The sequence below is a fragment of the Oerskovia sp. Root22 genome, from assembly GCF_001429135.1.
GTDB lineage: Bacteria > Actinomycetota > Actinomycetes > Actinomycetales > Cellulomonadaceae > Oerskovia > Oerskovia enterophila.
Genome location: NZ_LMIL01000003.1, coordinates 1 through 26,337, shown reverse-complemented (window position 1 = coordinate 26,337; position 26,337 = coordinate 1). Strand labels below are relative to the sequence as shown.

At 72.4% G+C, this 26,337-nt stretch carries 21 protein-coding genes and 1 riboswitch; of the genes, 15 read left to right on the top strand and 6 right to left on the bottom strand.

From position 1 onward, the window contains the following. Positions 1–3: 3 nt before the first annotated feature. Together ASE15_RS04065 and ASE15_RS04060 are read right to left on the bottom strand one after the other, a co-directional pair. Positions 4–474: an ATP-binding protein gene (locus ASE15_RS04065; RefSeq protein ID WP_082618203.1), complete on the bottom strand. Its 471-nt coding sequence runs from the start codon at positions 472–474 to the stop codon at positions 4–6. Between the two features lie 112 nt (positions 475–586). Continuing rightward, positions 587–898, bottom strand: coding sequence for an STAS domain-containing protein (locus ASE15_RS04060; protein ID WP_231907579.1), 312 nt, complete (start codon positions 896–898; stop codon positions 587–589). A gap of 172 nt (positions 899–1,070) precedes the next feature. Here ASE15_RS04060 and ASE15_RS04055 point away from each other — a divergent pair, with 172 nt between their 5' ends. Further along, entirely contained in the window at positions 1,071–2,264 is a 1,194-nt protein-coding gene (locus tag ASE15_RS04055; RefSeq protein ID WP_056761726.1) for an aminotransferase class I/II-fold pyridoxal phosphate-dependent enzyme, read from the top strand. Positions 2,265–2,377: 113 nt separating this feature from the next. Here ASE15_RS04055 and ASE15_RS04050 read toward each other — a convergent pair whose 3' ends face one another. After that, positions 2,378–2,719, bottom strand: a complete 342-nt coding sequence (locus ASE15_RS04050) for a hypothetical protein (RefSeq protein WP_068706873.1) — start codon at positions 2,717–2,719, stop codon at positions 2,378–2,380. 195 nt (positions 2,720–2,914) lie between these two features. Here ASE15_RS04050 and ASE15_RS04045 point away from each other — a divergent pair, with 195 nt between their 5' ends. Then, positions 2,915–3,820 (top strand): LysR family transcriptional regulator, encoded by a 906-nt coding sequence (locus tag ASE15_RS04045; protein WP_056648030.1) that lies wholly within the window; start codon positions 2,915–2,917, stop codon positions 3,818–3,820. Positions 3,821–3,849: 29 nt separating this feature from the next. Here the strand turns inward: ASE15_RS04045 and ASE15_RS04040 are convergent, their stop codons facing one another. Next, a complete protein-coding gene (locus tag ASE15_RS04040; RefSeq protein WP_157277136.1) occupies positions 3,850–4,053 on the bottom strand; it encodes a hypothetical protein in 204 nt (67 codons plus the stop codon). Between the two features lie 202 nt (positions 4,054–4,255). Between ASE15_RS04040 and ASE15_RS04035 the strand changes: the two genes are divergently transcribed. The 7 genes from ASE15_RS04035 to ASE15_RS04005 all read left to right on the top strand — a co-directional run bounded on the left by ASE15_RS04035 (position 4,256) and on the right by ASE15_RS04005 (position 14,131). Then, positions 4,256–6,277, top strand: a complete 2,022-nt coding sequence (locus ASE15_RS04035) for a collagen binding domain-containing protein (protein ID WP_056648023.1) — start codon at positions 4,256–4,258, stop codon at positions 6,275–6,277. 59 nt (positions 6,278–6,336) lie between these two features. Beyond that, the gene (locus tag ASE15_RS04030) at positions 6,337–7,839 is read left to right on the top strand and encodes a lactate dehydrogenase (protein WP_056761720.1); all 1,503 of its coding nucleotides are present in this window, start codon (positions 6,337–6,339) and stop codon (positions 7,837–7,839) included. Between the two features lie 37 nt (positions 7,840–7,876). Further along, a riboswitch (glycine riboswitch) is annotated at positions 7,877–7,977 on the top strand. Positions 7,978–8,182: 205 nt separating this feature from the next. Then, positions 8,183–11,083 carry an aminomethyl-transferring glycine dehydrogenase gene (gene gcvP / locus ASE15_RS04025; RefSeq protein ID WP_082618202.1) on the top strand — a complete coding sequence of 967 codons (2,901 nt, stop codon included), beginning with the start codon at positions 8,183–8,185 and terminating at the stop codon, positions 11,081–11,083. A 132-nt stretch (positions 11,084–11,215) separates the two neighbouring features. After that, positions 11,216–12,388, top strand: coding sequence for a glycine cleavage system aminomethyltransferase GcvT (gcvT, locus tag ASE15_RS04020; RefSeq protein WP_056761717.1), 1,173 nt, complete (start codon positions 11,216–11,218; stop codon positions 12,386–12,388). A 92-nt stretch (positions 12,389–12,480) separates the two neighbouring features. Next, positions 12,481–12,852: a glycine cleavage system protein GcvH gene (gene gcvH / locus ASE15_RS04015; protein WP_056648015.1), complete on the top strand. Its 372-nt coding sequence runs from the start codon at positions 12,481–12,483 to the stop codon at positions 12,850–12,852. A 456-nt stretch (positions 12,853–13,308) separates the two neighbouring features. Then, the gene (locus tag ASE15_RS04010) at positions 13,309–13,551 is read left to right on the top strand and encodes a helix-turn-helix transcriptional regulator (protein ID WP_056648008.1); all 243 of its coding nucleotides are present in this window, start codon (positions 13,309–13,311) and stop codon (positions 13,549–13,551) included. Between the two features lie 151 nt (positions 13,552–13,702). Then, entirely contained in the window at positions 13,703–14,131 is a 429-nt protein-coding gene (locus ASE15_RS04005) for a (deoxy)nucleoside triphosphate pyrophosphohydrolase (protein WP_056648005.1), read from the top strand. On the opposite strand, the gene ASE15_RS04000 is transcribed toward ASE15_RS04005, so the two are convergent. After that, entirely contained in the window at positions 14,100–14,684 is a 585-nt protein-coding gene (locus ASE15_RS04000; RefSeq protein WP_235534152.1) for an AAA family ATPase, read from the bottom strand. The two genes, ASE15_RS04005 and ASE15_RS04000, sit on opposite strands and share 32 nt — an antisense overlap. Before the next feature lie 30 nt (positions 14,685–14,714). Further along, on the bottom strand, positions 14,715–15,863 hold the full coding sequence (locus ASE15_RS03995; protein ID WP_231907576.1) for a PrsW family glutamic-type intramembrane protease: 1,149 nt from the start codon (positions 15,861–15,863) through the stop codon (positions 14,715–14,717). A gap of 231 nt (positions 15,864–16,094) precedes the next feature. On the opposite strand from ASE15_RS03995, the gene ASE15_RS03990 reads away from it, so the two are divergent. From ASE15_RS03990 to ASE15_RS03965, 6 genes are all read left to right on the top strand, one after another. Continuing rightward, a complete protein-coding gene (locus ASE15_RS03990) occupies positions 16,095–17,420 on the top strand; it encodes a sensor histidine kinase (protein ID WP_056761712.1) in 1,326 nt (441 codons plus the stop codon). Continuing rightward, on the top strand, positions 17,417–18,082 hold the full coding sequence (locus ASE15_RS03985) for a response regulator transcription factor (protein WP_056761709.1): 666 nt from the start codon (positions 17,417–17,419) through the stop codon (positions 18,080–18,082). The genes ASE15_RS03990 and ASE15_RS03985 overlap by 4 nt, the downstream gene beginning before the upstream one ends. A gap of 458 nt (positions 18,083–18,540) precedes the next feature. Continuing rightward, positions 18,541–21,945, top strand: coding sequence for a PQQ-dependent sugar dehydrogenase (locus ASE15_RS03980; protein ID WP_235534151.1), 3,405 nt, complete (start codon positions 18,541–18,543; stop codon positions 21,943–21,945). Between the two features lie 59 nt (positions 21,946–22,004). After that, positions 22,005–23,009: a TIM barrel protein gene (locus ASE15_RS03975; protein WP_068626708.1), complete on the top strand. Its 1,005-nt coding sequence runs from the start codon at positions 22,005–22,007 to the stop codon at positions 23,007–23,009. A 26-nt stretch (positions 23,010–23,035) separates the two neighbouring features. Further along, the gene (locus tag ASE15_RS03970; protein ID WP_056647993.1) at positions 23,036–24,304 is read left to right on the top strand and encodes a hypothetical protein; all 1,269 of its coding nucleotides are present in this window, start codon (positions 23,036–23,038) and stop codon (positions 24,302–24,304) included. A gap of 184 nt (positions 24,305–24,488) precedes the next feature. Then, a complete protein-coding gene (locus ASE15_RS03965; protein ID WP_056761706.1) occupies positions 24,489–25,832 on the top strand; it encodes a hypothetical protein in 1,344 nt (447 codons plus the stop codon). Positions 25,833–26,337 lie beyond the last annotated feature (505 nt).

Genomic DNA, 26,337 nt, shown 5'->3' with positions numbered 1-26,337 from the left:
CGGTCAGGGCGCCGCCCCTGCCGGCACGGCCGGCGACGCGGCGTCCCGTGCTGCGCCGAGGCGCGCCCAGACGTGCTTGCCCTCGGCGACGAACCAGCCCACGTCGAGCGCGAGCCGCTGCGCCAGGACGAGCCCGAATCCGCCGTCGCCCGGGAGCCGCGGGGCGGCCACCATGGGGGCCCGGCTCGTGTCCTGGTCGATCACGTCGACGATGTACTCCTCGCCGTCGGTGAGGAGCTGGACGGTCGTCGGCGGACGTCCGTGGCGCAGCGCGTTCGTGGCGAGCTCGCTCGCGACCAGGACGATCTTCTCCGAGACCTCGGCCATCGCACCGTCGGGGGCCAGCGGACGCCCTGTCAGCTCCTGGTGCAGCGACGTGCGCAGGATCGAGAGCTCGTCGAGCGAGTCGAGCTGCCAGACGCGGACCACGTGGAAGGTCTCGGGCGGACGGGACGAGGGGATCGTGATGTCCATGGGCGTTCCTCCGTGGGTTCACAGCGTGCGTGCGTGCGTGCGTTCGTGCGTGGTGCGTGGTGTGCGGGTGCGACGCCGTGGCCGGGGGTGGTGGCCCGTGGCGTCGGGACGGTCAGTCGACGAGAGTGAACTGCGAGATGACGCCGCTGATCTCCAGCAGGTCCCGGATGCGATCCGGTACGCCGACCAGGACGGGAGGTTCGCCACCTCCGAGCACTGAGAGGTACAGCAGGCGCAGACCCCCCGAGTCCATGAAGGTGACCTCGGTCAGGTCGATCGTGACGGGACCCTCCGCGCGCTGGACCGAGCGGGCGAGGTCGCCCTCGGAGCGGTCCTGGACCGCGGCGTCGACCTCTCCCCACATGGTCCACCGAGGACCGGAGTCGTCGATACGGACACCGCCTTGCATCGTCTGATCGGGCACTGATCGCCTCTCGCTCGTCTCGTGCGGCCGTGTCACCCGCCGCGCGACGGACGGGGACCCGTGCCAGGTTACGGAACTCCGGGCCGAGGTTCCTCCCGGGACACGTCTCGTCACGGGACCTGCACACCGCGGGAGGCGCCGTCAGGCGCGTGATCCCGGGCATGATGGCCTCATGAAGGTCTCGCGCAGGTCGCACGTCCCACCGTTCGCCGTCATGGAGGTGCTCGCCGCGGCCAACGCGCGCCGCGACGCGGGCGAGTCCGTCCTCAACCTGTGCGCCGGGGAGCCCGCGACGGGGGCCTCGGACGTGGTGCGACGCCGCGCGATCGACCTCCTCGAGTCGGGAGACCTGGGCTACACCGAGGCCATGGGCGTGCCCGCGCTGCGCCAGGCCATCGCCGACCACTACGAGCGGACGTACGGCGTGGTCGTCGACCCGGCGCGGGTCGCGGTGACGACCGGGTCGTCGGGCGGTTTCATGCTCGCGTTCCTCGCGGCGTTCGACGCCGGGGACCGCGTCGCGCTCGCCCGGCCGGGGTACCCCGCCTACCGGAACATCCTCGCGGCCCTCGGGTGCGAGGTCGTCGAGCTCGACTGCGGCCCCGAGACCCGCTACCAGCCCACGGTCTCCCAGCTCATGGAGGCCTACTACGAGGGCGGGCTCGACGGGCTCGTGATCGCGAGCCCGGCCAACCCGACGGGGACCATGATCCCGCCGACCGAGCTGGCGGCGCTCTCGGCGTGGTGCACCGACCACGACGTCCGTCTCGTCAGCGACGAGATCTACCACGGCATCGTCTACGCCGACCCGGCCTCACCGGCCGGGGAGACCGCGACCGCGGCGCAGTACCTCGACGACGGTGCGGTCGTCGTCAACTCCTTCTCGAAGTACTGGGCCATGACGGGCTGGCGGCTCGGGTGGCTGCTGCTGCCGGAGGACCTCGTGGGCGCGGTCGACGCGCTCGCGGGCAACATCGCGCTCAGCCCGCCCGCGCTCGCCCAGCACGCGGGCGTCGCGGCGTTCTCGCCCGAGGGCTACGCGGCCGCGGCGGAGAACGTCGCCCGGTACGCGGACTCGCGTGCGCTCGTGCTGGACCGGCTCGACGACCTGGGCTGGGACCCGGTCGCCCCTGCCGACGGTGCGTTCTACGTGTACGCGAACGTCGCGGCGTCGGGGCTCGACTCGGTCACGTGGTGCGAGCGGCTGCTCGCCGACACGGGGGTCGCGCTCACGCCCGGCACGGACTTCGACGGCGTGCGCGGGGGCGAGTGGGTGCGGCTGTCGTTCGCGGCCGCGCCCGAGGTCGTGGCCGAGGCGGTCGACCGGATCGTGGCGTGGCGCGCGGCGGGGTACCGGCGGGTGTGACTCCCGTGCGCCGCAGAGCGGTCTGAGCCGTCACCGCCGAGCTGTCAGAGGTGGCCCGGGGTATGGACCGGCCACGTTCTGACAACCAGGCCGTGGGAGGAACCGAGGAACCCTCAGGCCGCCAGGTCGACCGCGCGCACCTGGGTCGCGGGCACCTCGAGAGGCACGACGACCGCCTGGGCCGCGCGACGCCGTCGGGCCTTGACGAGCACCACGATGGCCTGGCCGCCGATCACGATCCACACCACGTTCGCGACCGCCGACGGCCACACGCCGTTGACCGCGGCGACCAGGCACATGAGCCCGGCACCGACGAAGTTCGTGAGCTGGAACCTCAGCGAGTCCCCCGACCAGCGGCCACGCGTGACCATCGCGTACGCGGTGACCGCGGCGATCGCACCGACCCATCCGAGCGGGGTCACGACCATGTCGACGAGGGAGGGGGAAGCGGACATGGCGGTCTCCGGGCAGGGGTCACGAAGGGATCGGTGAGGGGGGACCTGGTGGGAGCTGCGACGCTGCAGCGACCAGGGGGATCGTGGGCGCCAGCCCCTTTTGAGGAGGACCGGCCGGCGCCACGTCACAAGTGTGACCCCCAAAATCATTCAGCACAATTGAAGAACTCTGACGTGGCCGTTTAGTATCTCTACATGGCCACGGACCCACGAAGACTTGGTTTCCTGCTTGCCGTGCACCGGGCCGGAGGCGTCCTGGCGGCGGCCGACCTGCTCCACGTGACGCCCTCTGCCGTGTCTCAGCAAATAGCACGTCTGGAGGCCGAGGAAGGCATCCAGGTCCTCGACCGCGGGCCCCGCGGCGTAACCCTCACGCCCGCGGGTCGCATCCTCGCGGACGCGGCCGAGCGCATCGAGGCGGAGATGGTCGAAGCCCGCAAGGCCATCGTCGCGATGAGCGAGGAGATGACGGGCACGGTGACGGTCGGCTCGTTCCAGACGGCCATCCGCGCGGTCGTCGGCCCGACCTTCGCGTCGCTCGAGTCGCGCTACCCGGGAGTCGAGCTCGACGTCCAGGAGGTCGAGCCCGCCGACGCGCTCCGGCTGCTGCGCACGGGCGACCTGGACGTGGTCCTGCTCGAACGTGACGAGGATGCCGATTCCCCTGCGCCGCGCGGTATGCGCGAGGTCCCGCTGCTCGACGAGCCGTGGCGCGTCGTGGTCCCCGCGACGTTCCCCACGCCCGCGCGGCTCGACGACGTGCGCGACGCCGTCTGGCTGGGGCCTGAGCCCACGACGGCCGCGGCCCGCGCCCTGCGGCGCCTGTCGCGCACGCTCGGCACGACGCTGCGCACGCGCCACTCGTACTACGACTTCGACGTGGCTCTCGCGCTCGTCGCGGCCGGGCAGGGCGTCGCGATGCTCCCGGCGCTCGCGGTCCAGGGAGAGATGCCCGACGGCGTCACGGTCGTCCCGCTGCCGGGGCTGGGTTCGCGGCGGCTCGTCGCGCGCCACCGGGCGACCCGGCACGAGCCGCGCCCCGTCGTGAACGCGGTCATCGACGAGATGGTCGCGTGCGCCTCGGCGATCGAGCTGGGCTGAGGCACGGCGCTACCGCACCGCACATCACCTCACCGCACAGCCACCGCGAGCTCTCCGTCGTCCAGGACTGTGAGCTCGTCGAGCAGGCGCGTGAGGGTGCTGACCGACCGGTCCCACCTGCTCGACCGCGGGTCGACGGGGGTGTCCGCCCCGGCCGGGACGGCGTCGGGCTCGGCGAGGTGCCGCGGGACGTAGGTTCTGGTCGACTGCTGGGCCTGAGTACTGCTGTCCATACCGGGTGATTCCCCCTCGGGGCGCTCGCGACGATCCCCGTCGCACGCGCACGACGAGGTGAGCACCTCATCCTTCCCGGCGGACCTGCGCGGCCGAGGAGGCGCGCCCCGTGGCCGTGCGCGGGTCAGTGGGGAGAGTCGTGGAGATCGTGTGGGAAACGGTCGGCGCGCGCGGTCGGGCTTCGTCTCCTACCGTTCTCCTGTGCGCCTCTCGCGAAGCACGTCCGCCCTCCTCGCTGCGGCTCTGGCCGTGCTGCTCGGGCTCCCCCTCGCTCTGCTCGCTGCTGCCCCGGCGGGAGCCGCGACCACGGCCGGCTGGGCCGCCTGGGACCCGCTCACGGGCAGCGGGGGGAGCTTCACGAGCACGATGCGCCTGCCTGCCGGAGGGTTCCCCGCCGCAGCCGTCACGAGCGACTCGCGGGCCGGTCAGGTGGGTGTCCAGTCGGGTGCGAGCTCGTGGCTCAGCGCGACGACGCCCGTGGGGGCGAAGTACGGCTCGAGCCAGGGTCAGCCGTACCTGAACCTCCGGCCGCGTGCCGACTCGCCGACCGCGCCGTCGACCACGACGTACACGTTCGAGCGCCCGACCCCGGCGAGCGGGTGGACGTTCGTGCTGGGCGACATCGACGCCGACCAGGTCACGATCACGGCTCGAGGCACGGGGGGCCGGCTCCTCACGGGTGCCGAGCTGGGCTTCCGGAGCAGCTTCAACTACTGCGCCGTGACGCCGAGCCCGTCGTGCACGGGCACCGACGTGCCCACGTGGGACCCCGCCACAGGGGTGCTCGTCGGGAACGCGACGGCGAGCGACACGTCCGGCGCGTCGGCCTGGTTCGAGCCGACCGTGCCCGTCACGTCGCTCACGTTCGAGTTCCTGCGGAGGTCCGGCTTCCCGGTCTACCAGACCTGGTTCGCGTCGCTGGCTCGCGACGTGTCGGGGACGGTCACCCTGGAGGGCGTCGGCCCGCTGACCGGTGCCACGCTCACGCTCCTCTCCCCCGACGGTGCCCGGCTCGCGACGACGACCTCGGGCGACGACGGGACCTATTCGTTCCTCGGCTTCACCGCGGCCGACGGCTACACCGTCGAGGCGACCCCGCCGCCTGACCCGGACGGGCCGGGGCTGATCGTCGAGGGACCCTTCCGGCTCCCCGCGGACCTCGCCGACACGGACGCGACGGGCGTGGACTTCCTCGTCCGAGAGATCGTGCCCGTCCCCGTGAGCGGCACGGTCCGCACCGAGGAGGGGATCCCGGTGCCTGGCGCGACCGTCACGATCGACGTCCCGGGCGGTTCGCCGCTCACGACCACGACGGACTCGCAGGGCGCCTACCTGATCGACGACGTGCCCGCCGGGCCGCACACGATCACGCTCGCGCTCCCCGAGGGTTTCCCCGTGACTCCCCCGCCCCTCACGATCGACGTCCCCCCGGGCTCGGAGGTGCCGATCACGGACCAGGACTTCGTCGTTCCCACCTTCCCGTCCCTCACCGGGACCGTGACAGCGGGCGGCACCGGTGTGCCGGGGGCCGTCGTGACCTTCACGGGTCCGGGCGGCGCGACGGGCAGCGCCGTCACGGGCGCGGACGGCACCTACCGGTTCGATCAGCTCCCCACGGGCCCCTACACGGTCTCGGTCGCTCCCCCGGCGGGGTTCACGGTCGACGGGACGGGCGCTCGCGCCGTGACCGTCGGGTCCGACGACGTGACCGGCGTCGACTTCGCGCTCGCGCGCCCCGGTGCGATCGGTGGCACGGTCACCGACGACCAGGGGGCGCCCGTCCCCGGTGCCGAGGTGCTCGTGAGCGGTCCCGACGGCGACGTCCCGCTGACGACCGACGACGCCGGGACCTACTTCGTCGACGGCCTGCCGCCGGGGGACTACACGATCGCGCTGACCGTGCCCGAGGGCTACACGGCCGGCGGGCCGGTCGAGAGCGCCGTGACGCTCACGAGCGCGGGCGAGTCCCGGCTCGACCAGGACTTCGCGGTCACCCCGGTCGACGCACCCGTCGACCCGCCCGTCACACCGCCCGTCGACCCGGGCGGTCCGCCCGGCGGGGGCACCGTGCCCGACGACGGACCCTCCACCCCGCGTCCGGCACCTGCGCACCTCGCGGCCACGGGCCTCGACGTGGGCGCCCTGCTCGCGGTCGGGCTCGCCCTGACGGCCACCGGAGTCCTGGTGGCGGCGGGCGGGCGGACGCTGCGCCGTCGGGCGTGAGGGCCGCGCCCTCCCGGTGCCGCACTGCGGACAAAACGCCTGCGACGTAGCCTGCTCGGATGGACGTTGCAGTGCTCGGCGCGACCGGGGACGTCGGGCGGCAGGTGTGCACGCAGCTCGTCGAGCGGCGCATCCTGCCCACGACCTCCCGCCTCCAGCTCGTCGGACGCCCCGACGGGGCGTCGGGCCGCGCTGTCCACGGCCTGCGGGCGGACCTCGTGGACGCCTACGACGAGCACGCACCCCTGATCGACGTGGCCCACTCCCCCGACGACGTCGTGGCCGACGTGATCGTCGTCGCCGCGGGCGCCACGTCCCCCGCACGGGCGGGAGCCTCGCTCGACCGGACCCGCCTCGCGCTCGGCAACCGCGAGGTCTTCGCCGGGTACGCCGACGCGATCGCCCGGCACGGCTCGGGGCACGAGGTCGTGATCGTCGTGTCGAACCCCGTCGAGGTGGGCGTCGCGGTCATGGCCCGGACCCTCGGCGCGCACCGTGTGGTCGGGATGGGCGCGTGGCTCGACACGCTGCGCTTCCGGCGCGAGATCGCCGCCGAGCTGGGCGTGCGGCGGCACCGCGTGGGCGGCTTCGTCGCGGGGCAGCACGGCGAGGACGCCGTCCCGCTGTGGTCGACCGTCCGCATCAGCGGGCAGGACCCGGCCGAGCGCGAACGCACCCTGCGCCACCTGCGCCGCGGCCGGACGCTCGACGGCTTCCCGCGCGAGGTCGCCGCGGCCCAGGCCGAGCTCGTCGAGGTCGCGGCGGTCGACGTCGGGGCGGCCTACCGGCTCGTCGACACCTGGCCCGCGGACCTGCGGCTCGTCGCCCGCCCGTGGATGACGCACCAGAGCGGTGCCAAGACCGCGACCGCGACGGCTGCCGCGACGGCCGACCTGGTCGAGGTCGTGCTCGACGGGCGCGAGACCGTCGTCGCGGGCCAGGTCGCCCTCGACGGCGAGGTGTCGCTCGCGGGCGAGCCCGTGCGGGGCGTCCTGGGGGTACCGCTCGTGCTGGGCCCCGAGGGCTGGACGCGCGTCCTCCTGGACCCCCTGCCCGACGACGAGTCGCGCCGCCTGCAGGGAGCGGCGGCGGCCGTGGGGGCGTCCTTGCGGTCGGCGGGGATCGAGGACGCGTCACGGGGCGGGGAGCCCGGGGAGGCCGGGCGCGCTGGTCGCGCGGGCGGCGCCGCGGACCCTGAGGGTGCCGGGAACACGGAGGACGCTGCGGGTGTCGGAGGCGACCGGGAGGACACCGGCACCCTGGACGGCTCCCCCGCGACCGAGCCCTCGTGGGCCGCCCAGGTCCGAGGACTGCACCGGCCGGGGACGCTCACGGCTCTCGCCGGCGTGTTCTCGACGCGTGGCGTGAGCTTCGACTCGCTCACGACGGGAGCCGTCGACGGCGACGGTGACGCCGGGACCATCCACGTGACCTTCCGGGCGACCCCGCGACGGGCGAGGGCGCTCGAGCGCGCGGTGACCCGGCTCGCGACGGTGCGCTCCGTCGTCGTGCAGGAGACCACCGACCGACCGGCCTCGCCGCACGCCCACGCCGACCGCTAGGCTGGGACCCGTACGACCACAACCACATACTGCTGCTCGAACCACTGCGGGAGAGCCCGGCCACCTCAGGGTGAGGTCGGCGCCGAAGGAGCAACTCCTCCCCGAGAAACTCTCAGGCCGACGTACCGCGGTGGCGAGGCAACTCTGGAAAGCGGTGACTCCCCCCTCTCGGGTGGGAGAGTCCCCTACCGACGGTGCAAGCCGGCGCGCCCCGGGTCCGCGAGGACCATGGCGGACCGGCAAAACTCTCAGGTCGACGCTGCGCGTCCGATGACAGAGCGGGGAGGAACGGGTGGGCTCCCGAGCCCGCCGCCGTCTTCCTCGCCGACCCCCGGAGACCTCCGTGACCCAGCAGTCCAGCGACGCGTTCGACCGCGCGCACTTCCCGTTCCGCCACATCGGCCCCCGACCGGTCGCTGCTGGCTCGAGCGACGTCCCCACGGGCGAGGTCGCGGTGATGCTCGCAGAGCTCGGCTACGACTCGCTCGACGCGCTGGTCGACGCCGCGGTCCCGGACTCCATCCGCACCGACCGCCCGCTCGACCTGCCGGCCGCGCGCACCGAGTCCGAGGTCCTCGCGGACCTGCGGGCCATCGCCGCGAAGAACGTCGTCAAGACGCAGATGATCGGGCTCGGCTACTACGGGACCATCACTCCCCCGGTGATCCGCCGCAACGTGCTCGAGTCCCCCGCCTGGTACACGGCCTACACGCCGTACCAGCCCGAGATCTCGCAGGGGCGCCTCGAAGCCCTCCTCAACTTCCAGACCGTGGTCCTGGACCTCACGGGCCTCGAGGTCGCGAACGCGTCGCTGCTCGACGAGGCCACCGCGGTCGCCGAGGCCGTCGCGCTCATGTGGCGCGCGGCCAAGGGCGGGGCCGGCGTCGTGGCGCTCGACGCCGAGCTGTTCCCCCAGACCGTCGCGGTGACGCGTGCACGGGCCGAGTCGGTCGGTCTGCCCGTGGTCGTCGTGGACCTGTCCCAGGGGCTCGCGGCCGGCCTCGCGGCGGCCGGTGCCGCGGACGAAAAGCTCATCGGCGTGGTGCTCCAGCAGAGCGGGGCCTCGGGCGTGGTCCGGGACCTGCGGCCGCTCGTCGCCGAGACCAAGGACCGGGGCGGTCTGGTGACGATCGCCGCCGACCTGCTCGCCCTCACGCTGCTCGTCTCGCCGGGCGAGCTCGGCGCCGACGTCTCGGTGGGCTCGGCCCAGCGCTTCGGCGTCCCGCTCTTCTACGGCGGCCCGCACGCGGCGTTCATGGCGGTCCGCAAGGGGCTCGAGCGCTCGCTCCCGGGTCGTCTGGTCGGCGTCTCGGTCGACGCCGACGGCGACCAGGCCTACCGGCTCGCGCTGCAGACCCGTGAGCAGCACATCCGCCGCGAGAAGGCCACGAGCAACATCTGCACCGCGCAGGCTCTGCTCGCGATCGTCGCGTCGATGTACGCGGTGTACCACGGGCCCGCGGGGCTCCGGGAGATCGCGGAGCGCGTCCACTCGCGCGCCGTGGCGCTCGCCAACGGCCTGCGCGCCGCGGACGTCGAGGTCCGGCACGACGTCTTCTTCGACACGGTCTCGGCCGTGGTCCCGGGCCGCGCGGCGGCTCTCGTCGCCGCTGCCGCCGACGCCGGCATCAACGTGTACAACCCGGACGCAGATCATGTACAGATCGCGTGCGACGAGACGACGACGCCCGACGACGTCCTCGCGCTGGTCGAGGTGTTCGCCACGGGTCAGGACCTCGAGTTCGAGGGCGGCGGCAGCGTGCTGCCGGCCGACGTGCTGCGCACGACCGGCTACCTGACGCACCCGGTCTTCCACCGGCACCGCTCCGAGACCGCGATGCTGCGCTACCTGCGCTCGCTCTCGGACAAGGACCTCGCGCTCGACCGGACCATGATCCCGCTCGGCTCGTGCACCATGAAGCTCAACGCGACCGCCGAGATGGAGGCCATCTCGTGGCCCGAGTTCGCGGACATGCACCCGTTCGTCCCGGCTGAGCAGGCTCTCGGGTACGCCGAGCTGATCGACGGGCTCCAGGCGCAGCTCGCGGAGATCACGGGCTACGCCGGCGTCTCGGTCCAGCCCAACGCCGGGTCGCAGGGCGAGTTCGCGGGCCTTCTCGCGATCCGCGACTACCACCGCTCGCGCGGCGAGGACGGGCGCGACGTGTGCCTCATCCCCGCGTCGGCGCACGGCACGAACGCGGCCTCGGCGGCCCTTGCGGGCATGCGCGTCGTGGTCGTGGCGACGTCCGAGAAGGGCGAGGTCCAGCTCGACGACCTGCGCGCGAAGCTCGATCAGCACGGCCCCCAGGTCGCGGCGATCATGATCACCTACCCCTCGACGCACGGCGTCTACGAGGAGCACGTGCGCGAGGTCTGCGACCTCGTACATTCTGCCGGTGGACAGGTGTACATCGACGGGGCGAACCTCAACGCGCTCGTCGGGCTCGCCCGCCCGGGCGAGTTCGGCGGCGACGTCTCGCACCTGAACCTGCACAAGACCTTCTGCATCCCGCACGGCGGAGGCGGCCCCGGCGTCGGGCCCGTCGCGGTGGCCGAGCACCTGGTGCCGTTCCTGCCGGGGGACCCGCTCACGGGCGAGGGGGCCTCGCCCGTCTCGGCCGCTCCGTTCGGCTCGGCGGGCATCCTGCCGATCTCCTACGCGTACGTCGCCCTCATGGGCCCCGACGGGCTCGAGGCCGCGACCAAGACGGCCGTGCTCGCCGCGAACTACCTGGCCAGCCGCCTGACCGAGCACTTCCCCGTGCTCTACACGGGCGAGACGGGCCTGGTCGCGCACGAGTGCATCCTCGACCTGCGCGGCATCACGGCGCAGACCGGAGTCACGGCCGAGGACGTGGCCAAGCGCCTCATGGACTACGGCTTCCACGCCCCGACGTTGTCATTCCCCGTCGCGGGCACTCTCATGGTCGAGCCGACCGAGAGCGAGGACCTCGCCGAGCTCGACCGGTTCGTCGACGCGATGGTCGCGATCAAGGCCGAGATCGACCAGGTCGCCGCGGGCGCCTGGGGCATCGAGGAGTCCCCGCTGCGCGGGGCGCCCCACACGGCCGCCGCGGTCGTCTCGGACGCGTGGGACAAGCCGTACTCGCGTGAGGTCGCCGCCTACCCGCTGGCCTCGCTGCGCACCGGCAAGTACTGGCCCCCCGTGCGCCGTATCGACGGTGCCCGGGGTGACCGCAACCTCGTGTGCTCCTGCCCCCCGATCGAGTCGTACTCCTGAGGCCGACCGGACCGGCGCGACCCCAGGGTCGCGCCGCTCCGGACGACCCCGGGCCCACCCCGCCCTTCCCCGCCCCGTCGGAGAGCGTGACGCAGAGGTCACGCAGGCTCCGGCTCCCCCGAGAGGATCACCATGACGGAGTCCGAGCAGCACACCCCGGTCGCTGACCGCCTCAGCCCGCTCCACGACGAGCACGTCGCCCTGGGCGCCTCGCTCACGAGCTTCGGCGGCTGGCAGATGCCGCTGCGCTACACGAGCGACCTGGCCGAGCACCGCGCGGTGCGCGAGGCCGCCGGGCTGTTCGACCTGTCCCACATGGGGGAGATCGAGGTCAGCGGGCCGCAGGCTGCTGCAGCCCTGGACCGGGCGCTCGTCGGCAACCTCTCGGCCGTGGCCGTGGGCCGTGCGCGCTACACCATGATCTGCGCCGAGGACGGCTCGGTCCTGGACGACCTGGTCGTCTACCGCCTGGCCGAGGAGACGTTCCTCGTCGTCGCCAACGCCGGGAACGCGCCGTTGGTGACCCAGGAGCTGGTCCGTCGCTGCGCGGGCCTCGACGCGACCGTCACCGACCAGGCCGCCGAGACCGCGCTCATCGCGGTACAGGGCCCGCGCGCCGAGGAGATCGTGACCTCGCTCGTGGGGGCGGAGGATGTACAGGTGGTCAAGGACCTGAAGTACTACGCGTCGCTCACCGCCCAGGTCGCCGGGATCGACGCGCTCGTGGCACGCACCGGCTACACGGGGGAGGACGGCTTCGAGCTGTTCGTCCCGGCCGAGCGCGCGCGTGAGCTGTGGCGGGCAGTTCTCGCGGCGGGGGCGCCCCTGGGGCTGGTCCCGGCAGGCCTCTCGGCCCGCGACTCGCTGCGGCTCGAGGCAGGCATGCCCCTCTACGGCCACGAGCTCGACACCACGACCACGCCCTACGAGGCGGGGCTCGGGCGCGTCGTCAAGCTCGACAAGGTCGACGCCGAGGGCAACCCGCTCGACTTCGTCGGCCGCGCCGCTCTCGCGTCGCGCAAGGGCGCTCAGCCCGCGCGCGTGCTCGTGGGCCTGCGCGGGCTCAGCAAGCGCCCCGCCCGCGCGGGGTACGCCGTCGTGATCCCGGGCAAGGACCCCGACGTGCAGATCGGGTTCGTGACCTCCGGGGCCCCCTCGCCCACGCTCGGGTACCCGATCGCGATGGCCTACGTGACCCCCGAGTTCAGTGCCGAGGGCACCGAGCTCGCGGTCGACGTCCGTGGGCGCGAGGAGCCGGTGGTGATCGTGCCCATGCCGTTCTACCGTCGTCCCCAGGCGTCCTGACCGGATCCCGCGCAGCGCACCGACCTCGTTCGACGGGCCCCCGGGCCCGCCTCTTCCGCACCCGCACCAGCACCAGCACACCAGGAGCTCCCATGGCCGACTTCCCCGGCAACCTGCAGTACACCGCCGAGCACGAGTGGCTCGACGCCTCGACCCCGGCCGTCATCGGCATCACGAGCACCGCGGCCGAGGCCCTCGGCGACATCGTCTACCTCGAGCTCCCCGAGGTCGGGGCGACCGTCACGGCCGGTTCGGTGATCGGCGAGGTCGAGTCGACCAAGTCGGTCTCCGAGCTCTACTCCCCGGTCACCGGCACCGTGGCCGAGGTCAACCAGGCAGCGATCGACGACCCGTCGCTCGTCAACGCGGAGCCCTTCGCGGGGGGCTGGCTCATCAAGGTCGACGTGACCGAGACGGGCCCCGTGCTCACCGCCGAGGAGTACAGCGCGCTCGTCGGCGGCTGACTCACCGCCGTCGGACGACGCGGTGACCGGCGGGCGACTCCCCGCCCGACGTGTCGCCGTGCTCGTTCCTCGCATCCTCGGACGCGCCCCGGAGGGCCGGTCTGCGACCTCGTCGCGGGACCGGCCCTCCGTGCTGTCCTGGGCTCGCTCGGCTTGTGAGGCGGCCCTGGTCGGCACACACTGTGAGACGGGTCACATTTCTTGTCGCAACACGGGGAGGGTGATCTAGGGCACATAGGAGATATCACCTGCGACGGGCAGTCTCGGGAAGATATCGCGCTGACCTGCGGGAATGCACCCTAGCGAGAGTGAGAAGGTGCCGCTCAGCAAGGCGTCCGAGATTGAGGGTGAAAAACCGCGTCATGAATCGCCCGCTGGGCCATCTCTCCCAGTAGCAGCAAGGCACCGGATCGATCCATGACGCGATGGAGAGACTGGTCAGCATCTGGAGGAAGCATGAGCATCATCGAACTGGCCCGGACCGAGTCGCCCGCACCCCAGCTCCCCGCCACGCTCACCCGTCGTGAGCACGTGGTGCTGTCGAACCTCTCCGAGGACATCACCCTGGAGCAGATCGCCACCAAGCTCTTCGTCACGCGCAACACCGTCAAGTCGCAGGTGCGCAGCCTCTACCGCAAGCTCGGCGTCTCGACCCGGGCCGAAGCGGTCGAGTGGGCCAAGGCCGCCGGGATCCGCTGAGCCTCGACGAGGATCAGCATCGAAGCCCGCCGACACGTGTCGGCGGGGCAGCGGGGTCCAGCAGGGTCGTGAGGCGCGTCGTCGCGCCGTGTGACCAGCCGGACACGTGCAGGGTCACGTGCCGTCACACCGGGCGTGAAACACTCCGCGTATGACTCTCCGCCGACTCGTGGTCGCTGCGGCCGTCGTCGACGACCTCGCCACGCCCCGCCTCCTGCTCGCCGCACGCCGTTCGCGGCCTGTGGAGCTGGCCGGTCGCTGGGAGTTCCCCGGCGGCAAGGTGGACCCGGGGGAGACCCCCGTCGACGGGCTGCACCGTGAGCTCCGTGAGGAGCTGGGCGTGCAGGTCGAGCTGGGTGCAGAGCTCCTCGGCCCCGACGACGGCGGCTGGAACATCACGGACCGCCACGTGATGCGCCTGTGGCTCGCGCGCATCGTCGACGGAGAGCCCGAGCCCCTGGTCGAGCACGACGCCCTGCGCTGGCTTCCCGCGGGCGAGTGGGGGAGCGTCGACTGGTTGGACGGGGACGTCCGGATCGTCGAGGCGCTCAGCGACTGGGTGGAGCAGGAAGCCGTCTGACCCAGGTCTCGACCTGCTGCCGGCTCCGCAGCCGCACGAGCGCGACGGGCGGGTCCTGCTGGGCCACGACCGCCGGGAGGTCGCGCAACGAGCGGCGCGTCGACCACGCCCACCGGACGATGTGGTCACGGTCCGTGAAGATCGTCCAGAGCGGCGGTTCGACATTCCCGTTCCACAGCACCTCCCGGTGCACGGCCCGGCGCACGGTGCGTGCCACGACCTGACGCAGGGTGGTCGCGGTGGGCAGGTCGAGCCACACGACGAGCTCGGCCTCGTCCAGCAGGAGCGGGCGCACGGCGCGGTACTGCCACTCCGTGACGAACGCCTCCTGCCCGACGACGGCACGCACGTCCTCGACGAACGTCGCCCGGGGAGTCCAGGCGGGGCCGTGGAAGAGCGCGTCGATCTCGGTGCACGGCAGGTCGAGGCGCGCGGCGAGCCGTCGCGCGAGCGTCGTCTTGCCCGAGCCGGACACGCCGGCCACGAGGACGCGGCGAGGGACGTGCCCGAGGTGCGCGACGACGTCGTCCAGGGGTCCGAGGGTCGTGTGCACCCCGGGACACTACCGGACGTCGCGTGCGGCTCAGCCGTCGGCCGGCTCGCGGGCGGGGGAGTCCTCGGCCGGCGCCTCGTCGGCCGGGACGCTCTGCTCGCCCAGGTGCTGGGGGGTCCATCCCGTGCTGACGGCCCCGATCATCTGCGGAGGAGTGTGCTTGCGGGCCCACGCCTTGAACACGAGGTACATGACGATCACCAGGACGTAGCGCAGCATGGCGAGCAGCGACTGGACCGTGGGCTCGCCGCACCCGAGCGTGGCCGAGGTGTCGTTGAGCGAGTGGACCACCATGACCAGCAGGATCCCGCCGAGCGCGGCGGGTGTCCCCTTGCGGCCGTACAGGTGCCAGGCCCGCCACGCGATGGCGACCGCGATGCCCGTGAAGAGCCAGTGGAACGGCGAGACCCCGAAGATCCGAGCGACCTGTGCCGCGATGACCGACGCGGTGGTCGCGGCAGGAGTCTCTCCTCCGCAGAAGGCCGGCCCGGACGCCGCAGCGGTCTGGTAGGCGTAGAGCGTGGTCTCGGCGATCGCGAACCCGAACCCGGAGGCCAGGCCGATCGCGACGCCCGCCCGCGGGTTGCGGTAGGTACCGAGCAGGAACAGGGCGATCGGGACGAGGAGCTTGGAGGTCTCCTCGGTCAGGCCGACCAGGGCCGTCGCGAGCGAGATCCCACCGATCGAGCCGGTCAGGTCGTTGAGGTTCAGGCCGACGAGGAACGTCGCCCCGGCCGAGGCGACCGCGACCGCCACGATCTGCCCGAGCCCGATCACCTCGGGCAGCGCGAGCTGTCGGGCCACGAACCCGTAGAAGGCCCAGCAGACCAGGGCCATGGCCAGGAAGCTCGTGACGGCGATGACGTGCACGTTCTCGGTGGACCGGTAGAGCGTGGTTCCCGCGAGGAGCACGACGCCCGCGCCGACGAGCGGCCAGACCCACTGTCCCCAGAAGCGGCCGCGGAAGTGGTGGCCGCGGTTCGCCGCCTCGGTGCCCGCGGTGACGCGGGCCGTCCAGGCCTGGCCGTCCCAGAAGCGACGGCGCGCGGCCTTCGAGGCCGGGTCGGGGTACCACCGGGCCGGGGGAGCGTCGGGGCGCCGCGGAGCCAGCCGCCAGGCGGCGTAGAAGCCTGCGGCGAGCAGGACCGCGCCGAGAACGTTGAGAAGAAGCACCATCATGGCTTCAGCCAATCACTGGGAATCGTCGAGAAGAGCTGGTGGGGCGCGACACGCCGTCGACCGGTGGCCGAGACGGTTCGCGCGTCCCCATGAACCGAGTCTCTCCCGGACGAGCGCGTCGGACGTCGGTCGCACTGACGATCCCTGGGGAGGCACGTACTGCGTCCGCAGCAGCCGCCCCGACCTGCGTCGATGCGCCGTGCGGATCAGGTCCGCAGGTATCGTCGGACGGTGGAACCCGACCGCGCGCGACCGACCGGCACGCGCCGTGCGCGGCTCGCCCGCCCGGCCGCGCGCTGGGGCGGCCTACCCGTGACGGCGCGCGACGCCGTCGGGGCACTGGTCCTGCTCCTGGTGCTCGCGGTGCCCCAGGTCGTCGCCCCCGAGAGGTACGCGAGCACCGTGGCCTCGGCCGTCGCGCTCGTGGTCGCGTGCACGGGGCTCGTGTGGCGTCGGGCGCACCCGTCGCTCGCGGTCGGCGTGGCCCTGGCCGCGATGGTCGGATCGGCGGCGATCGACGCCGACTCGTCGCTCGCGTTCGCCCCCGGGCTCGTCGCGACCTACTCGGTCGCCGCGTACGCAGGGCGGCGCGAGGCGGCCTGCGCGACGCTGGCCATGATCGTGGCCTACCCGGCCGTGCTCGTCCTCGTGGGCGGCAAGGACCCGTTCGGGTCCTACGTCGTGCTCGTCGTGGTCCTGATCGTCCTCGCGGCGGCGCTGGGCGCGGCGGTCGGCGCGCAGCGCGCCGTCGTCGCGGCGGCGCGCGACCGTGCCGTGCGCGCCGAGGAGTCCCGGGAGGCCGAGGCCGCTCGGCGGGTCACCCAGGAACGGCTGCGCATCGCCCGCGAGCTGCACGACGTCGTCGCGCACCACGCGGCCGTCATCAGCGTGCAGGCGGGTGCGGCCGAGGCGCTCTTCGACAAGCGTCCCGACCTGGCCCGGGAGGCGATCGGGCACGCGCGCGACGCGGGGGAGCGGGTCCTGTCCGAGATGTCGTCGCTCCTGCACCTCCTGCGCGACGCCGACGAACCAGGTGCCTCCGCCTCCGCGCCCGGGCTGGCCGACCTTCCGGGCCTCCTCGACGAGGCGCGGTCCACGGGCCTCGAGGTCGTCGAGCGGACCGTCGGTGTCCCGCGCAGTCTGTCACCGGTGCTGGACCTCACGGTCTTCCGGGTGGTCCAGGAGGCGTTGACCAACGCGCACCGGTACGGCACCGGGCGGGCGGAGCTGAGCGTGGTGCACGGTGCGGACTCGGTCGTCGTCGAGGTGGTCAACCCCCTGCCGTCGCGGACGGCGGTCGGCTCCGACGGCGCGGCCGGCCAGAAGCGTGCGGTCGGCGTGTCCGGTCCTTTCGCCGCGCACGGGAGCGGGTTGGGGCTCGTGGGGCTCCGCGAGCGGGTCGCCGCGGTCGGCGGCACGGTCGAGACGGGCTCGCGCGAGGGTTCCTGGATCGTCCGGGTCTCGCTGCCCGTGCCTGTGCCCGCGGCGACCGCCGACCGGTCCGCCCGGGCAGGCACCACCGATGCCGTGCGACCCGCCACCCAGGAGGCCCCGTGACCGTCCGTGTGCTCGTCGTCGATGACCAGGAGCTCATCCGGGCGGGCTTCGCCGCGCTGCTCGGGGTGAGCGAGGGTATCGAGGTCGTGGGGGAGGCGGCCGACGGGGCCCGGGCGGTCGAGCTGGCGCGAGACCTGCGACCGGACGTCGTCGTGATGGACCTCCGGATGCCGGGGACGGACGGGATCTCCGCGACCGCGCAGATCGTCGGCGACCCCGCGCTCGCCGACGTGCACGTGCTCGTCCTGACGACGTTCGAGGACGACGAGCACGTGATCGGTGCCCTGCGTGCCGGGGCTGCCGGGTTCCTGGGCAAGGGCGTGCGCCCGCAGGCCCTCGTGGACGCGGTGCGCACCGTCGCGGCGGGTGACTCGCTCCTGTCCCCGCAGGCCACCCGGAGCCTGATCGCGCGGGCGGTCACGACCGAGCCGCGTCCCAGCGTCGACGGTGAGGTGTTCCGGTCGCTCACCGACCGTGAGCGCGAGGTCGTCCTGCTGGTCGCGGAGGGGATGAGCAACGACGACATCTCGGTGAGGCTGCACGTCACGCCGCTCACGGCCAAGACGCACGTGAACCGTGCGATGTCGAAGCTCGGGGCCCGTGACCGGGCCCAGCTCGTGGTCCTCGCGTACCGGTCGGGGCTCGTCACGGGCGAGGCCTGAGCGCGAACGGGCCTTCTCGGCGTGCATGCCGGGGGGAACTGTGCACTACTACTGAGCGGTAGGTTTCAACTTTTGATTGACAGGCGATAGAAGTCGGCCTAGATTCCTACCAGGTGGTCGAGGAAGACCGCCGTAGTAGCAGGTAGATACATCGCATTCCAGGATCTTCCGGATCGCTCGAGCAGTGTGAGCGCTCATCCTGCCGGGCGACCGGTGACCAGTCGGTGCCACCTGTCAGCGATGACGGAGAACACCACCACTCGACGGCGAGGGGAGGACGACGACGGTGGCGAGGGCGGGAGTGCCCAGGGAGCCACCGCCACGAGACACAAAAAGACCGGACCACCCGTGATCCCGCTGTCTCAGCAGCGAGCGGTGGCCCGGTCCGGCGATGAACCCCCATGAGGAGCTGCATCACTGTGAAGTCTATTCCTGCACGAAGGACCGCGAGATCAAGGGTGGTCGCCGCGTCTCTCGCGGGCGTCCTGGCCCTGACGGGGCTCGCGGCCGCAACCGGCCCGGCGACGGCCCACGACGGCGTCGACCACGGCGCAGAGCCCGGCGCGGAGGCCGCGCTCGACTGGTCCAACTACGAGAAGATCCTGCTGACCAAGGACGTCGGCGAGCCCATCGACCTGGCGATCCTGCCCGACGGCAAGATCCTGCACACCGCCCGCAACGGCGACGTCCGGCTCACCGACCCCGAGACCGGCATCACCTCCATCACCAACAAGATCCCCGTGTACGCGAACTCGGAGGACGGTCTCCAGGGCATCGGGATCGACCCGAACTTCGCGGAGAACGGCTGGGTCTACCTCTCCTACGCACCGCTCAGCGGGACCCCGACCGGCTCGGCCCCCAACACCCTCCCGGCAGGCGCCGACGAGAGCTACTGGGACCAGTGGAAGGGCGTCAACCGGCTCTCCCGGTTCAAGTGGACGGGCACGGGTCTCGACCTGGCCTCCGAGCAGAAGATCATCGACATCGAGGTCCAGCGCGGTCAGTGCTGCCACGTCGGCGCGGACATGGACTGGGACGCCGACGGCAACCTCTACCTGTCGAGCGGTGACAACACCCCCGCGAGCGCGCCCGGGGCCAACGGCTTCGCGCCCAACAACGACGCCCCCGGGATGAACCCCGGCCTGGACTCGCGTCGCGGTGCGGGCAACACCAACGACCTGCGCGGCAAGATCCTCCGGATCAAGGTCCAGGACGACGGCACGTACACGATCCCCGAGGGCAACCTCTTCCCGGTCGGTACCGAGAAGACCCGCCCCGAGATCTTCGTGATGGGCGTCCGCAACCCCTTCCGCATCGACGTGGACCCCGAGACGAACAGCCTCTCGTGGGGCGACTACGGCCCCGACGCGGCCAACGCCGACCCGAACCGTGGCCCCATGGGCTACGTCGAGTGGAACACCGTGAGCCTCGACGACCCGCACAACGCCGGCTGGCCCTACGTGCACGGCCCCAACGCGCCCTACAACGAGTGGAACTTCGCGACGAGCACCCCCGGGGCGTTCTTCGACCCGGCCGCGCTCAAGAACAACTCGCGCTGGAACACGGGCCTCGTCGACCTGCCCCCGGCCCGCGCCGCGACGCTCTACTACGGTGACCGCCCCGGCGACCAGCCGTGGGACGAGCTCGTGAACTTCGGCACCGGCAGCGGCCAGGCCCCCATGGGAGCCCCCGTCTACCACTACGACGCCGAGAACCCCTCGACGTCCAAGCTCCCCGAGTACTGGGACAACAAGGCGTTCTTCGGCGAGTTCTCGCAGGACTACCTCGCGGCCTTCACGGTCGACTGGGAGACCTACGAGGTCACGCACATCGAGGACTTCACGCCCAACGCCGAGCTCGCCAAGAACGCGCAGCCGCTCAACGACAACATGATCGACATGGAGTTCGGGCCCGACGGCTCGCTCTACGTGCTCGACTACGGCGACGGCTTCTTCCGCGCCAACCCGGACGCCGGCCTCTACAAGGTGTCCTACGCCGAGGGCAACAAGGCGCCCCAGGCCCGCTTCACCGCGACCCCCACCTCGTCGTCCGAGGCCCCGCTCACCGCGGCCTTCGACGCGAGCAGCTCGAGCGACCCCGACGGCGACGCCCTCACCTACCAGTGGGACTTCGACGGCAACGGCACGTTCGACGCCACGGGGATCACCGCGAGCCACACCTACACGACCCTCGGTCAGTACAACGCCCGCCTGCGCGTCACCGACGCCAAGGGCAAGTTCACGCTGACCTCCAAGGTCATCTCGGTCGGCAACCAGGCCCCCGTGGTCACGGTCGACTACCCCGGTGACGGCTCGTTCTTCAGCTGGGGCCAGGCAGTTCCCTTCAAGGTCTCCACGCAGGACGCCGAGGACGGCACCGCGACGGCCTGCAACCGCGTGGCGTGGACCTACGGTCTGGGCCACGACGAGCACGCCCACCCCGAGGTCTCGGGCACGGGCTGCACGGGCGCCTGGAAGACGTCGCCCGACTCGCCGCAGCACGGTGAGGGCGCGCACATCTACGGCGCGGTCGTCGTCTCCTACACCGACAACGGCCACAACGGCCTGCCCGCCGCTCCCGGCGAGGCGACCGTCCAGCTGAACCCGTTCGTCCAGCAGGCCGAGCACGCCAAGAGCAAGGGCGTCGTGGCGTACGAGGACGAGACGGCGGGTGCCGGTCAGGCGATCCGCGGCCTCGGCAACGGCGACCACCTGTCCTACAGCCCGGTGAACTTCGCCGGGATCACGGGCGTCAAGGTCGTCGCCAACGGTGGCGGACAGCTCCAGCTCCGCTGGGGTGCGGCCGACGCCGCGCCGTTCGCCACGGCCCAGATCCCCGCCGGCGCAGGCTGGAAGGAGGTCACGGTGCCGTTCACGAACGCCCCGCAGGGTTCGGGCACGCTGTTCGTGACCTCGGCCAACGAGCTGGCCGTCGACTCGTTCGACTTCCAGGGCGTGGGCGTCGGTGACGTCAAGGCGCCGACGATCAAGCACACGCTCGACCCGGCAGCGCCCACGGGCGTCGGCGGCGTCTACAACAAGGCCGTGCGCATGAACCTCGACGTCAAGGACGACGGCGCTCTCGCGAGCGTCCAGTACTCGACCAACAACGGCCAGTCCTGGACGAACGTGGCCGCGGCCAGCGGTGCGTACAGCGTCAACTTCACGACCAACGGCGTGCGGAACCTGCAGTACCGCGCGACCGACACGGGCGGCAACGTCTCCACGGTCGGGTCGGTCTCCTTCACGATCGACCTCGCGGCGCCGAACGAGCCCACGGTCTCGTCGGTCACCAAGGTCGCCGTGCCGGCAGCCCGCGTCTCGTACGGGGCACCGGGCGAGGCCACGGTCACCGTCACGGGCGAGGGTGGCACGCCGTCCGGCGACGTCGTCCTCACCTCGGGCGACACCGAGGTCGGTCGCGGGACCCTCGTCGACGGCGTGGCCGCGGTCGCGCTCGACCCGTCGCTCGCCGTCGGGACGCACACCCTCAAGGCGAGCTACCAGGCCGACCAGGTCTTCAAGAAGTCCTCGTCGACCGTGCGCCTCACGGTCGCCGCGGCGTCCTCGACCGTCTCGGGCTCGGTCTCGCCCAACCCGGTCAAGCCGTCGATCGCCGCCAAGGCGACCATCTCGGTCGAGAGCTCGACCGGTGTCGTCGCCACGGGCGACGTCACGGTCACGGTCAAGCGCAACAACGCCACGGTCGCTACCCGCACCGGGACGCTCGACGCCGAGGGCAACGTCGTCGTGACGCTCCCGAAGCTCCCCGAGGTCGGCACCTACAAGGTCGAGATCGCCTACCAGGGCTCGACCGGCGTCACCAAGAGCGCGACGTCGCTCAACCTCACCGTCCGCAACTAGGCACGTGGTGGCCCGGGGCTCGCGCCCCGGGCCACCGAACCTCACCTCGAAGGAGAGACATGAGTTCACACGAGCACCACCACGAGTCCATCCCGGCTCGCCCGATGAGCCGGCGGAACCTGCTCAAGGCCCTCGCGGCCTCGACGGTCGCCGTCGGTGTGGGCGCGGCGATCGGCCCGACCGCGGCGTCCGCCCTGGGCGGCGTCGCCGCAGCACCGAGCAGCGGCCGCAACCGCCTCGTCCCCGTCAACCGCATCGGCATCCAGCTCTACACGGTGCGCGACAAGGTCAGCTCGCTCGGCTTCCGGGCCGTGTTCGAGGAGCTCGCCGACATCGGCTACTCCGAGGTCGAGTTCGCGGGCTACACGCAGGGCAACGTCGGCCCGATCACCATCCCGGAGATCCGCCAGCTGCTCGACGACAACGGCCTGCGGGCCGTCGGGACGCACGCGACCCTCAACCCGGGCAACATCGACGCCGAGATCGAGAAGGCGCTCATCCTCGGGATGCCGCACATCGGTCAGGGCGGCCCCATCAACAACACCCCGACCGTGGCTGCGTGGACCGCCGCGGCGAACACGTGGAACCAGATGGGCGTCAAGACCAAGGCCGCAGGCCTCAAGCTCTACGCGCACAACCACGACGGCGAGTTCCGCTTCACCACGGACGACCCGACGCGCCGCGTGTACGACCTGCTGTGGGACGAGTTCGACCCCGAGCTCGTCTTCTTCGAGATGGACGTCTTCTGGGCGCACGTCGGCAAGCACAAGTACCCCGGGTTCGAGCCCATCGACTACATCAAGCGCGACCCGCGCCGCTTCCCGATGCTCCACCTCAAGGACGGCAAGACCAACACGGGCAGCGCCAACGGCTACGACATCATCGAGTTCGGCGAGGGCAACATCGACTACCAGGCCTTCCTGTCGCAGCTGCGCACGCGTGGCCAGCACTTCGGCCTGTTCGAGCAGGACAACGCCAGCTCGGTCGCCGCGCCGCCGAACCCCCTGAACTCCCTGGGCAACGCACGGCGCAGCTACACCTCCATCTACGGCCTTCGCGGCTGAACCACCGAGAAAACAGGAGATTCGCCATGAAGTGGAAGGTTTCAGCAGCCGCTGCCGCAGCGTTCGCGCTGATCGCGGTCGGTGCACCAGCGGCGCACGCCGCCGTCACGAGCTGCACGACCGAGCTCGACGACCAGGTCGTCGCGGGCGACCTGGTCGTCCCCGCGGGAGCGACCTGCGTCCTCGGAGGGACCACGGTCCAGGGCTCGATCACGGTCGGCGACGACGCGTGGCTCGACGCGACCGAGGCCGTCATCGAGGGTGACGTCGTCGCGACCGACGCGTACGGCGTCCTGATCGACGGGGCGAGCGTGGGTGGCGACATCAGCTCGTACACCGCCGGTTCGCGCGTCGGGTTCCTCTACCTGTACGACCTGCGCGTGGCCGGCAGCGTCGCGGCGGGCGGGGTCGACGTCGAGATCTCGGACTCGAAGATCTCGGGCAACCTCTCGACGCAGGCCGCGACGTACGTCGACCTGCTGCGCACGAGCGTGGGCGGCGACGTGACGCTCGGGGACAGCGACTTCGGCGTGAGCGTCGGCGGCGCGGTCGTCGGCGGCAGCCTGTCCGTGACGGGTACGTCGCGCGACGCGCTGATCGGCGCGACGAGCGACGGGTCGGCGGACCAGTGGGGCAACACGGTGGGTGGGGACCTCGTCCTGACCGGCAACACCGCGAACCTCCAGGTCGCGGGCACCACGGTCCACGGGGCCGTGCGCCTCGCGGACAACGCACCTGCCGCGAACTTCGGTCCGGGCAACACCGCGGGCTCGGTCGAGGGCGACCTCACCGGCACGGCCCCCGGCGCGCTCGCGGCGAGCGACCAGTCGGTCGCCGTCGTGATCCCCGAGCCCCGTCCGGGCGAGCTCACGTGGAGCCTCGAGGGTTCCTCGGGCCTCGTCGACCTGGGCGTGGCCGAGGAGCAGGGCGACCACTTCGCGGCCTCGGGCGACCTCGTCCCGGTCCGCGTCACGGACACCCGCATCAACGCCCCGGCGTGGTCGGTGTCCGCACAGGTCGGCGACTTCGTCGCGGGCGGCGAGACGGTGTCCGGCAAGTACCTCGGCTGGACGCCCGCGCTCCAGGAGAACGACGGCGGAGCGGTCGCGGGTGCGGCCGTCGCCTCGGGCTTCGTCGAGGGTGACGGCCTGTCCGTCGCCCGCACCCTGGGCAGCGCGGAGGCCGGGCACGCCCGCGGCTCCGCGGTCATCGGGGCGGAGCTCGACCTGAAGCTCCCGCTCACGGTGAACGAGGGGACGTACAACGCGACGCTGACGCTCACGGCGCTCAGCTAGTCGCGAGTGATCGTGGTGCCGGCCGGCCCGTTTCTCCGCGGGCCGGCCGGCACCACCGTTCGACAGCTCTCCTGACCGGCCGCCCTCCTGACGGGCAGCTCTCCTGAGGGGCCACGGACGGCCGTCCCGACGCGACGGACCGCCCGGCTACTCTCGGTCGGAACCCACGAAAGCAGGCACGACCATGGCGACCCAGCACCTCTCCCTCCCGGCCGCGCGCGACGGCGCGAGCCCGGCCGCGCAGGCGACGCAGGACCCGCGCTCGGCGCAGCGCAACGTGCGTGCGCATCAGCGGGAGAACGGCCACAGCCACGCGCAGCGGGAAGTTGCCTCCAGCCACGCGCAGCGGGAAGTTGCCTCCAGCCACGCGCTGTGGCTCCTCGCCGTGCTGGCCGTGACCCTGGTCGTGGGCCTGCTCGTCTCGCTGGTCGCCCCGACCGCCTCGGCCGTCGCCTCGTCCGCCCCCGCGCGGACCGCCGCGCTCCCGCACGCGGTGAGCGCCGCCGTCGGGCAGGTGGATCCCGCCGCGCCCGCGCCGGACGCCCCCGCCGAGCCCGAGGCTCCCGCGGTGACCACCCCGGTCACCTGGGGCGTGCGCCCCGCCGACACCGTGCACGGCACCGACCGCCCCAACTACGCCTACGGCCTCGACCCCGGGACGAGCCTCGACGACGCGATCATCGTCTCCAACTACACCGAGGGGCCGTTGACGTTCCGCGTCTACGCGGCCGACGGGTACATGACCGAGGCCGGCGAGCTCGACCTGCTGCCCGCGGGCGAGGAGTCGCAGGCGCTCGGCTCGTGGGTCACGTTCGAGGCCGAGGACGTCACGATCGAGGGCGGTGGCACCGCGGTCGTGCCCTTCACCGTGACCGTCCCCGCCGACGCGACGCCGGGCGACTACGCGGCGGGCGTCGTGTCCTCGCTGCTCGTCGAGAACGCCGAGGGCGTGAGCGTCGACCGCCGCCTCGGCTCGCGCATGCACCTGCGCGTCGCGGGCGACCTGGTCCCGGCCGTCGTGGTCGACGACGTGTCGGTCACCTACGACGGCACCCTCAACCCCTTCGCCGCGGGCAGCGCGGTCGTCACGTTCACGGTCACGAACGACGGCAACACGCGTCTGGCCCCCGGCCAGTCCGTGCGCGTCGCCGGGCCGTGGGGTGCGGGCGCGCAGAGCGCACCGCGCGTCGACCTCCCCGAGATGCTCCCCGGCACGTCGCTGACGCGGACCGTGACGGTCGACGGCGTCTGGCCCCTGGGCCGGGTCAAGGGCTCGGTCACGGTCTCCGCGGAGGTCGTGACAGCGATCGGCGCGGCCGACGCCGCGCCCCTGCCGGTCGCGCCCGCCACGGGCTCGGCGTCCACCTTCGCCGTGCCGTGGTCCGCGCTCGCGCTGCTCGTCCTGGTGGTCGGGGGCGTCGTCCTGCAGCGGCGGGGTGCCCGACGGCGGCGCGCGAGCGACGAGCGCAAGGTCGCCGAGGCCGTGGCCCAGGCGCTCAAGGAACGCGACGAGCAGCCCGTCGTCTGAGACGAACGGTAGCGGTCAGGACGACGACGGGCCGGCCCGTCGGCCCCCCTCGGGGAGCCGACCGGTCGGCCCCTTCGTGTCGACAGTCGTGCCTCGCTCCGAGCACGTGGGGTCGTCACGCGTGCCGGACGGGGGCGTCCGACGACAGATCATGCGCCCCGAGCGACAGGTTGTGCACAGGGCCGTGAGCGCTTGGTGATCCGGTGCTTGACTGCCGACGACGCCCTGTCCCCGCGGACGGGTGTCGCCGCAGTCCCCACGACGAGGGGTCGACCGCAGCAGTCGCGGCCCTCGTGTCCGGATCAGGCGCACGGACGAGTCGTCCTCGGCGTCCTGTCAGCAAGGAGCACAACGCAGTGAGCACTCCCCCCACGGCACCATCGCCGACGACGAGCCCTCGGTCCCCGTTCGGTCGGTTGCGGGTGGGGTGGTCGTCGTTCGCGGAGCGTCGGCCGGGGTTGGCTCAGTTCGTGGTGTTCTTCGTGTTGAGCAATGGTGTGACGGT